This window comes from Polynucleobacter sp. 35-46-11, from assembly GCF_002281105.1.
On record NZ_NCFJ01000068.1, the window covers coordinates 1 to 10,015 of the forward strand.

The following is a 10,015-nucleotide window of genomic DNA, read 5'->3' on the forward strand; positions in this document are numbered from 1 at the left end:
CCAATAGGATTGCATGGCATTGTAATAAAGCGGCAATTTTTGCCGATTTTAAGAAAAAACCCCATATTTTGGGGTTTTCTTAATTCTAGGGCTCACTTCGTCAACGAAGTCAGCGATAAGGTGCTTAGCTTAAAAAGTTAGCGCTTACTAATTTAAATCTCCATATAAAACTGGCACGGTCCTTGCATATTCATATGTGAGGATTTTCCCCTCAGGATTTGTATTCCCTTAACGGGTGGAGAGTAAATGAACGCTGTACCGCGATACGACCCTTTAACTTTCGGCGAAAACGCGCTAAAACTGCGTACATATCGCCAGCAAGTGCTTGGGAACAATTTGGCAAACTCCGATACTCCTGGCTACAAAGCTAGAGATATCCGCTTTGCTGACGTATTGAAGGCGCAGCTAGATGGCAAAACATCCTCTAGTGCTATTGGAATGGCAACAACGCATTCAGCCCACATTCCTGGCAAGGTGCCCCAAGAAGATCCTCGCTTGCTCTACCGCATCCCAAATCAGCCTTCGATGGATGGCAATACGGTTGATGCTGACGTTGAGCTCACTGAATTTACTAAGAACTCAGTATTTACTGAGTCAGCACTCAATATGTTGGGTAGCACAATTCGTGGTCGTATGTCTGCAATTACAGGTCAACCTTCATGAGTTTATTAGGCGCATTTAATATCGGCTCGACTGGCCTCACAGCTCAAGCAATGCGCTTGAATGTGACTGCATCCAATATTGCCAATGCTGAAAGTGTCTCTGGACCGGATGGCCGCCCATACCGAGCAAGACAAGTGGAATTTACAGCGATCACTAAGCCAGGGTCTCCGGGGTCTGGAGTTGAGGTTAGCAAGGTGTTGGAGAGCGATGCCCCATTAAGAATGGAATATCGCCCAGGTCATCCAAAGGCAAATGCTGCTGGCTATGTGGAGATGCCAAACGTCAACCCAGTAGAAGAGATGGTGAACATGATTTCGGCATCGCGTTCATATCAGATGAATGTGGAAGCAATGAATGTATCAAGGCAATTGATGTTGAAGACCCTTGATTTAGGTAAGTAATTAATAGAGAGCATGCGTAAAGCGTAAGAGGAAATTATGGCAATCACCAATCCAATGAGTGGCATTCGTACTTATGACCCAACTACAGCGAATAAACCCGCTGAGGCATCAGCTACATCCACAAGCGGCGGAACTGCTGCTGAACAAACGCAAAATTTCTTAAAACTATTAATTGCGCAGATCCAGAATCAAGATCCAATGGCTCCAATGGATGCCTCCACGATGACTGCGCAAATGTCACAACTCAATATGGTGAGCAGTATGGGCAATATGAATACGTCCATGACCGCCATGCTTGCACAAATGCAAAGTGTGAATTTCATGAACCAAGCCGCATTGATTGGCCATAGTCCAGCAGTTGCTGGTAACGGCATTGCATTTGATGGAGAGAATCAAGTTATGTTGGGCGCAAATGCAGAAAATCCATTGAAGTCAGTCGTTGCAACCATTACTGATGCAGCTGGAAATGTGGTTAATAGTGTTGATTTAGGCAACCTCAATGCTGGTATGGCCAATTTTATTTGGAATGGTCAGGATGCTGATGGCAACACAGTCGATGCTGGAATGTACTACCTCAGCCTAGCGGGAACTAACTCAGCCGACGCGAGTGAAAACCCAACGGCTTATGTCGCATCAGCAGTTGCATCGGTAACTAAGGGTGCAAATGGCGATGCCATTCTGAATTTATTAGACGGAAGAGTAATTAATTCTTCCGAAGTGCAGCAGTGGATCAGTTAAGAAAAAAGTAAGAAAAAATTAAAAGTAGACAACAAACAAAAGCAAGCAAGATAAACAAAGTAAAGCAGAGATAAAAGGAAGAAAAATGGGATACGGAATCGGATTATCAGGATTAAAGTCAGCCTCCGAAGCAATTGACGTTACCAGTAACAATATTTCCAACGCACAGACGATTGGTTATAAGTCTGGTGAATATGTATTCTCAGATCAGTTCTTTAGAGCGCAGGATCCTCAGTCTGTAGATCGTGCTGGTATGGGTTCATATCGTATGGCAATTCGTCGCACTGGTACCTACGGCACGGTAGTAAATTCACAAAATCCTTTGGATATGGCCATTACTGGCCCGGGTATGTTCATGATGGCAAAAACTGTTGATGGAACGGTGCCAACTGAAAACCCAACTAAATTCCAATATTCACGCAATGGTCAATTTGCAGTGGACAATCAAAATCGTATTGTTAATGAAAACGGTATGTACTTGGTGGGATATCCTGCTGATTCATCTGGAACCATTATTTCAAGCGCAAAGTCAGTATTGATTCTCGACCGCACACCATTAGCGCAACAGCCAACCAGAAATTCAAGTCTTGAATTGAATCTCGATAATCGTGTCGATCCAAAAACTGGAAATATTTTCTCGCCAACTGATCCAACAACTTACAGTCAAGCAACATCACAGACAATCTATGACGATAAAGGCTTTGCGCATACTTTATCAATGTTCTACAAAAAGGTTAGCTCTCAGGACTTAACTATTACTGCAGATGCGGTTGGAACTGCTGCGGGTAGTACATTTAACTTTAGCCCTACTCAGACTATTGATCCCGATATTGCCTCTGTTGATTCATACAACAGACCCCCTGGTGAGCAATTTAATAAAATTTCTTCGACAGCAGTTGCTCTGGGAACTGGCGCAGCAAGTACGGAGTCAATTTACGAGGCAACACTCACCCCAATGAGTGGTGCGGCAAACACCGTTGGAACTGTGTATAACCTGCGTTTAAGAGACGGTACTAACCTCACTCTGACTCAAACTGTAGCCGGAACAAGTTCTATCAAAGCTGAGTACACAGTAAACGTAGATCGATTTGAAGTATTTGCGACGGTGGATGGAAATCCAGTTACGCCTAATGCAAGTATCACGCCTCCAACTCCTCCATCAAGAACTGCTGGTGCGACTGCAGTTACGGAAATAACATCAGTATTATTTCCAGATTTAGCGGCCACCAAAACATTCATAATGGCAGGACTCACGTTTACCGCTGGCTCAGCAGGCGCATCCGCGGCAGAGCTTGCAGCAGCATTTGCAAGTATTACACCCGGAGAAGATTACACAACAGTTAATTCAAATAATGCGTTAACGGCAACGGCCGCAACCGTAGGTGCATTTACATCTGGCACAGTGACTGGCTGGTCTACTGGAACAAGATCAACTGAAACAGTTGTATTTACAAGTTCAAGCCCATATGCCTCAGTTGGCGATTTAGACAGTGCTGGTACTCGTGGAACGGATGCAACCTTTACAAAGACGCAGGGTGTAGCGGCATCAGCATCAATGGCATTTAATGCTTTAGCTGCAGGCCAGAAATTGACGATGGCAGGATTAACATTTACTGCTGGAGCATCAGGGGCTACAGCAGCACAAGTTGCTGCCGCATTTGCTAGCATTACTGCAGGCCAAGCATATACAACGGTTAATACCAATAATTCATTAACCGGTGATTCTACGGGCGGTGTTTTTACTTCGGGTGCCGCTGCTGAATGGTCTACCGGAACAGCTTCAACAGCCACTGTAGTCTTTACCTGTACAGCTGGAAAATCTGGAGTCACTGGCTTAACTAGTGTTTTAGATCCAGTTGTCGGTGGCATTGCTGATGCGAGCGTATTGATTGAAGGTTCACCAGTAGCTGAACAACAATCGATTGGTGTAATGGGTTTCATTGCCGGTAAAAATATTGACTCCTTATCACGTGATTCATTTGGCAACCCTCAGTTTGCAACACGATTTAATATTGATGCATCACGTGGCGAAGGATCGGAGTACGCTCAGACGCTAAATGGTGGTGGTATTCAGTTAACCATTGAAGCTAATGGAAGCACGGCGTACTCATCTGCAGCGCAAACTTACACCAATACACAAGATGGTTCAGCAACATCGCAGTTAGCTTCCTATAACGTAGATTCCAGCGGTAAGCTAGTGGCTCAGTATGACAATGGAAGCTCAGTTGTTAAGGGCCAGTTGATCTTGGCTTACTTTAATAATCTTGAGGGATTGATTCCGAACGGCAATAATACTTATGAAGCTTCTTCAGCTTCAGGTGAGCCGCTATTGAGCTTCCCAGGCGACGGTACTTTGGGTGCGATTCGCTCTAAAGCAGTTGAGCAATCTAACGTTGACCTCACAGAAGAATTGGTGAAATTGATGGTCTTGCAGCGTCAATACTCTGCTGTATCACAAGCAACTAAAGTGATGGCTGCTACCTTGATTGATGATGCTATCAACATCGGCCGTTAATAGAAAGTAATCGGCCAATCTCATGATCAATCGCTACGCATACACCTCCATGACTGGAGCAACTGCTTCTACACAGCAGTTGGCGGTGACTTCGAACAACTTGGCAAATTCATTAACGCCAGGTTTTCGAGAGGTGATTAGTGCATTCCGCGCGGTGCCGCTAAAGGGTGATGGTGTTCCTTTCACAGGCAACGGCGCTGATACGCGAGTATTTTCGGTTGAGACAACACCAGGTAGCAATTTCACACAAGGCCAATTGCAAACGACTGGAAACGCTTTGGACGTGGCAATTAAGGGCGATGGTATGTTTACAGTCCGTCGTCCAGATGGTCAAGAGGCCTATACCAGAGCTGGTAAGTTCATGGTCAATGAGACGGGTATGTTGATGATTGGTAAAGATATACCGGTAGTAGGTGCTGGTGGAACCATCACGATTCCGATTGGAGCAACAGTTCAAATTGCTGAAGATGGTGCTGTATATACCCAGTTGCCTGGAACGCAGTTCTTGAATCAAGCTGGGAAGCTCAAACTCGTTAATCCAAATACTAACGACCTGGTTCGTGCAGCTGATGGATTATTTGATCTACCTGGCCAACAGGCCGCAGCAGATCCATTAGTTAGGGTTGTGCAGGGCGCATTCGAAATGAGTAATAACAATCCGACTTTGGCAATGGTGCAAATGATTGATCAGAGTCGACTGTTTGATTTAAATAGTCGTTCAATTACCTTCGCAGATCAAAACGCAAGATCAGCAACTACCTTGCTATCGCTTTCAAGAGCTTAATCAACATTAAATAACAAGAGAAAAAAACAATGTTACGTTCCTTATGGATAGCAAAAACAGGTATGGACTCCCAGCAGTTCAACCTGGACGTTATTACCAATAACCTAGCAAACTCATCGACCACCGCTTTTAAGCGTGTACAGCCGATGTTTCAAGATTTGCTCTACACAACATTGCGCTCTGCAGGTTCTGCATCAAATGCACAAAACCTCTTGCCAACCGGTCTGCAGATCGGTGCTGGAGCTGCAGTTACATCAACAGAGCGAAATAATATTCAAGGTGGACTGATTCAAACCGGGAACCAACTAGATGTAGCGATTCAAGGAAATGGCTATTTCCAAATCCAGTTGGCGGATGGTACCTTGGCCTACACCCGAAACGGTCAGTTTAGTAAGAGTGCAACTGGTCAGATTGTGACGATGCAGGGTAACGTGGTTGCGGGCGGTGGAGTCATACCAGCTAATGCAACATCAATCACCATTAACCAAGCTGGTTTGGTTCAGTACACATTGCAGGGTAATACCAATGCGATTCAGGCTGGTCAGCTGACAATGGCTAACTTTATTAACCCAGCTGGCTTGCAAGCCTTAGGTGGTGGTAACTTTATTCCTACACCTGCATCGGGCACCGCACAAAATAATATTGCTGGATCAAATGGTATGGGCACAACAAACCAATACTATATCGAGCAATCGAACGTAAACGTTGCCGAAGAATTGGTAAATTTGATCGCGGCACAACGCGCATATGAAATCAATACACGTGCAGTAACGGCGTCTGATCAGATTTTGCAGCGCGTAAGCAATATGGGTCAGTAATGATGAAATTATTTAGAGCCTATCGCGGACTTTCAGTTTCAGTGCTGAGCGCCATTATTTTGGGGGGTTGTGCTAGTGCTGATCGTCCATCACTGTTGACAACACCATCATCTGCAAGGCCAAGACCAATTCAAGAAACCTCAGCCAATATGGGGAGCTTGTATCCAGCAAACTCTGGTGGGCCTTATGTGAATGCGGTAAGCCATCGCCCTCTATTTGAAGATCGTCGTGCGCGTAATGTGGGCGACACGCTGACTGTTGTATTAAACGAGACAACCAGTGCAGCAAAGAATTCTGGAATGTCTGCTGCACGTAAAGCAAATGCAAGTTCGGAGTTTGGAAACACTAGCACAACCCCATTTGGTCCCTACACAAGTATTGCTAATATCGCCAACTTTGGAGGTGCCGGAGACATTAAGAGTGAAGGTACTGGCGCAAGTGCAGCAAGTAATACATTTGCAGGCACGATTACAGTGACAGTTGTTGAGATCCTGTCCAATGGTAATTTGGTAGTTGCTGGTGAGAAGCAAGTTGCCGTGAGTAACGAAGAAGAAATTATTCGTTTTGGTGGTGTAGTCAACCCAAATACATTGGTCTTTAATCAAGTTTCTTCACAACAAGTTGCTGATGCACGGATTGAATATCGTGGACGCGGTGCAACTGACGATACTCAAGGTGCTGGTTGGTTTACAAGGTTGATGTTAAAGCTAGCGCCATTCTGATGAAAATGAAAACAATGTTACTAACCAATCTTAAAAAGCAAGCGCTTGCATTGCTGTGTATTGGTGCAATGTCTACAAACTGCTTTGCTGATCGCATTAAAGATTTTGCGGATATTGCTGGACAACGTTCCAACCAATTGGTGGGTTATGGTTTAGTGGTTGGTCTAGATGGTACCGGTGACCAAACAACGCAAACTCCATTTACCTTGCAAAGTGTTTTACAGATGATTGGTGTGTTGGGCGTAACTATCCCTCAGGGTGGTGGTCAAACTCAATTACGTAATACCGCTGCCGTTATGGTGACTGCTGATTTCCCGGCACTGGCACGTCCAGGTCAGCAAATTGATGTGACAGTGTCATCCTTAGGTAATGCAACTAGCCTTAAGGGCGGTACCTTAGTTATGACCCCATTAAAGGCAGCGGACGGTCAGGTTTACGCCCAAGGCCAGGGAAATATTGTGATTGGTGGTGCCAGAGCTGCAACTGGCGGAGCTGCAACATCAATAAATCACCTGAACGCAGGTCGTATCCCATCAGGTGGATTGATTGAAAAAGCCGTACCTTCACTACTTGCAGATGAATTTCTACAAATTGACTTACATCGCGCTGACTTTGCGCTAATGCAAAAGACTACCGAGGCCATTGGCAGAAGATTTGGGTTAGGTACTGCGCTGCCAGTAGATGCAAGATCATTGAATGTCCGCGTTCCTGTGGAGCCATTACGCAGAACGGCATTTATGGCCGCCCTACAAGATTTAGATGTACAGATGGTGAGTGGTCCTGCTAGAGTAATTCTGAACTCAAGATCTGGATCAGTTGTGATGAATCAAGCAGTGCAATTGTCGCCATCCGCTGTAGCGCATGGCAACTTGACTGTAAAAGTTCAACAGAGTCCAACAATTAGTCAGCCGCTTCCGTTTAGTCGCGGGCAGACTGCAGTTGCCTCACAAGATACTGCAACGATTAGCGATAGTGGAAAAGAAAATAGCTTGATTTCTGTGCCACCAGGAGCATCCTTAGATCAGGTTGTGAAAGCCCTCAATATGCTTGGTGCGACTCCACAAGATCTTATTTCCATACTGCAGTCATTGAAGTCTGCTGGAGCCTTGAGGGCGGAGTTAGAGGTTATTTAATGAGTACCATCAACGCCATCACTCCATCGATTGATCAGAGTAGTGCGAGGATAATTGCCAATAGCAATTCCACGCCTGCAATGGCTACTAATGAGGAAAAGCTCAAAAAGGCTGCACAAGGCTTTGAGCGTACTTTGATACGCCAAATGCTCAGCACTGTCCGAAATACGAATTTGCGTGGTACTGAAGAGCAGAGCAGTGCCTCCAAGTCCTATTTGGAGATCATGGATGATCACATGGCTGACATGCTGTCTAAGGGCCAGGGAATCGGTTTTGGCACCAAAATGGCTGAGCAGCTCATTCAGCAGGCAAATGCTGGAAAGCTAATCGGAAACGGCGAAATAGCCGTTAAACCATTGAATGCACCAAGAGAAACGCCAGTCTCAGCAGAAACTATCAAGTCACTCCAGAGGCCAGATGGCTTTCTTGGCGCACCTAAATAAGTAAAGGCTCAATATGGGAATCTATTCCTTAACCGATTCAGCAATGGCTGGCTTGAATATTGCTCAAGCGGGAATATTGACGACTTCACAAAACGTAGCCGGTACTAGCGTTGAGGGGTACTCACGTCGTAATGCCAATGTCATCATGGATTCATTGGCGCCAAATTCATTGATGCTGAATGGATCCAGCTTTGCGGTTGAGGGCTTTACACGCCACTACTCATCCCTTATTGGTTCCCAACTCTTAATTCAGCAATCTAAATCAAGCTACTCAGATACATTAGTTCAGTACACCAATTCAGTCGACAGTTTAGTTGCCGATAAATCAACCGGCTTAAATACTGCTATTAGTAATTTCTTTAATGCGATGGGTGCTTACGCGGCAGACCCAACGAATAAAGCTATGGCCGGTGCCATTACAGGTACTGCAAAAGAAGTAGCTCAGCGTATGACCGGCATGAGTACTTTAGTGAATCAGATTCAGAGTGATGCACGAACTGCGCTGACAGATACTGTTGCCCAAGTAAATACAATCCTACCGGCACTAGCAGATATTAATCAAAAAATTGTCGATGGCAATAGCCCTGGCGTTAGTGCACCTTCAGCAGATCTATTGGATGAGCGCGATCGTTTATTGAGTAGCCTACAGCAATTGGTTGGTGGTCAAAGCCTAATCAACTCTGATGGCACAGCCACACAGTTAGTAGCTGGCATGCCACTGGTTGAAAGAGCGATTGCAAACAAGGTCACTATCAATGCTGACCAGGAGCATGTTGCTTTAACTTTTAATTTACAAAATGGCCCAACTAAAGGCGTGCTCACTACCGTTCAAACTTTGGATGGTGGTCAGGCTGGTGCCTTGCTCGAATTAAGCAATAATTTTGTCCCTACAGTTCAAAAACGTCTTGATACGATTGCCATGGGATTGGTTAAAGTAGCTAACAGTGCTGCTCAAACTAGCTCAGGCTTAGCAACTAATTTAGCAATCTTTGGATTTAAGGTTGCAGATAAAACCTATTCAAGTTTGGCTACCAATGATTTATCTGGGAATTTGCCAACCATTGAAAACGAAAATGATTTGTTGGATCTGTATAGCAGTTTAGGTAATGCGATATCTTCCAATAGCGCAGTTAAAGTTGGGAACCTAGTTGGTACCTATACAAGCATCAGCTCTTTGACAGCGGGTTCAAATACCTTGGCCGGTGATTACACATTAACCAAGGTAGGCACAAACCAGCTCAATATTTCCGATAGCTCCGGTAAGAATCAAACGGTCTCTTTGATCACCAGTGTCTCCGGTGGCCTTCAGACAGTTGACTTTAATCAATTAGGCATCACATTGCAGTTGGAAAATTTCAGTCCAGCATTAAGCGCAGTTAGCTCTAGCAGTGTCGTTAAAGATGGGGCTACAGTTGGAGCACAGACAATTTCCAATATGGAAGTAGAAAATAATGTTCAGTCTGGAACTTACACATTTAGCTACAGTGGTAGTCAAGTTACGTTGACCAGTAGCAATGGCGGTAGTCAAACACTGACGCTGGTCGATGGTACTTCTGCCGGTCAAACTTTAAACTTCACTCAAATGGGAATCTCATTTTCCATGGCAGATACAGGTAGTCCTGTTGAAACAGCGGCAACTATTGCGGCAACACTGAATGCCAAAACAATTACTTTGGTGAATGCTGAGGACTCACAGGCTACTATTGCTACAGCTTTAGATGGCCTGAAAGTGAAGGTCAGCGGCATGAGCAATCCTTTGGTGAATTATGGTTTTAGTGCTGCTAACTTTATCTCTCTA

The 10,015-nt window shown here is 44.9% G+C and carries 10 protein-coding genes; all 10 read left to right on the top strand.

From position 1 onward, the window contains the following. Positions 1-246: 246 nt before the first annotated feature. Positions 247-663: a flagellar basal body rod protein FlgB gene (flgB, locus tag B7Y67_RS07200; protein WP_293598054.1), complete on the top strand. Its 417-nt coding sequence runs from the start codon at positions 247-249 to the stop codon at positions 661-663. Beyond that, on the top strand, positions 660-1,064 hold the full coding sequence (flgC, locus tag B7Y67_RS07205) for a flagellar basal body rod protein FlgC (protein ID WP_215302813.1): 405 nt from the start codon (positions 660-662) through the stop codon (positions 1,062-1,064). Before flgB ends, flgC begins: the two co-directional genes overlap by 4 nt. A gap of 36 nt (positions 1,065-1,100) precedes the next feature. After that, the gene (locus B7Y67_RS07210) at positions 1,101-1,802 is read left to right on the top strand and encodes a flagellar hook capping FlgD N-terminal domain-containing protein (protein WP_215302815.1); all 702 of its coding nucleotides are present in this window, start codon (positions 1,101-1,103) and stop codon (positions 1,800-1,802) included. Positions 1,803-1,887: 85 nt separating this feature from the next. Continuing rightward, entirely contained in the window at positions 1,888-4,317 is a 2,430-nt protein-coding gene (locus B7Y67_RS07215) for a flagellar hook-basal body complex protein (RefSeq protein ID WP_293598055.1), read from the top strand. A gap of 22 nt (positions 4,318-4,339) precedes the next feature. Then, the gene (locus B7Y67_RS07220) at positions 4,340-5,101 is read left to right on the top strand and encodes a flagellar basal body rod protein FlgF (RefSeq protein WP_215302819.1); all 762 of its coding nucleotides are present in this window, start codon (positions 4,340-4,342) and stop codon (positions 5,099-5,101) included. Between the two features lie 29 nt (positions 5,102-5,130). Continuing rightward, a complete protein-coding gene (gene flgG / locus B7Y67_RS07225; protein ID WP_293598056.1) occupies positions 5,131-5,919 on the top strand; it encodes a flagellar basal-body rod protein FlgG in 789 nt (262 codons plus the stop codon). Positions 5,920-5,921: 2 nt separating this feature from the next. Continuing rightward, positions 5,922-6,641, top strand: coding sequence for a flagellar basal body L-ring protein FlgH (locus B7Y67_RS07230; RefSeq protein WP_293598057.1), 720 nt, complete (start codon positions 5,922-5,924; stop codon positions 6,639-6,641). 5 nt (positions 6,642-6,646) lie between these two features. Then, positions 6,647-7,774 carry a flagellar basal body P-ring protein FlgI gene (locus B7Y67_RS07235; protein ID WP_293598058.1) on the top strand — a complete coding sequence of 376 codons (1,128 nt, stop codon included), beginning with the start codon at positions 6,647-6,649 and terminating at the stop codon, positions 7,772-7,774. Further along, complete coding sequence (locus B7Y67_RS07240; RefSeq protein ID WP_293598059.1) at positions 7,774-8,217, top strand: hypothetical protein; 444 nt, start codon at positions 7,774-7,776, stop codon at positions 8,215-8,217. The genes B7Y67_RS07235 and B7Y67_RS07240 overlap by 1 nt, the downstream gene beginning before the upstream one ends. Positions 8,218-8,230: 13 nt before the next feature. Further along, positions 8,231-10,015 (top strand): hypothetical protein (locus B7Y67_RS07245; RefSeq protein WP_293598060.1); only part of this gene is annotated, 1,785 nt, incomplete at its 3' end.

What these genes read in the sequence shown, in the direction of transcription:
- flgC (WP_215302813.1), top strand. Translation starts at nt 660, where the DNA reads ATGAGTTTATTAGGCGCATTTAATATCGGCTCGACTGGCCTCACAGCT.
- B7Y67_RS07210 (WP_215302815.1), top strand. Translation starts at nt 1,101, where the DNA reads ATGGCAATCACCAATCCAATGAGTGGCATTCGTACTTATGACCCAACT.
- B7Y67_RS07240 (WP_293598059.1), top strand. Translation starts at nt 7,774, where the DNA reads ATGAGTACCATCAACGCCATCACTCCATCGATTGATCAGAGTAGTGCG.
- flgB (WP_293598054.1), top strand. Translation starts at nt 247, where the DNA reads ATGAACGCTGTACCGCGATACGACCCTTTAACTTTCGGCGAAAACGCG.
- flgG (WP_293598056.1), top strand. Translation starts at nt 5,131, where the DNA reads ATGTTACGTTCCTTATGGATAGCAAAAACAGGTATGGACTCCCAGCAG.
- B7Y67_RS07220 (WP_215302819.1), top strand. Translation starts at nt 4,340, where the DNA reads ATGATCAATCGCTACGCATACACCTCCATGACTGGAGCAACTGCTTCT.
- B7Y67_RS07235 (WP_293598058.1), top strand. Translation starts at nt 6,647, where the DNA reads ATGAAAACAATGTTACTAACCAATCTTAAAAAGCAAGCGCTTGCATTG.
- B7Y67_RS07215 (WP_293598055.1), top strand. Translation starts at nt 1,888, where the DNA reads ATGGGATACGGAATCGGATTATCAGGATTAAAGTCAGCCTCCGAAGCA.
- B7Y67_RS07230 (WP_293598057.1), top strand. Translation starts at nt 5,922, where the DNA reads ATGAAATTATTTAGAGCCTATCGCGGACTTTCAGTTTCAGTGCTGAGC.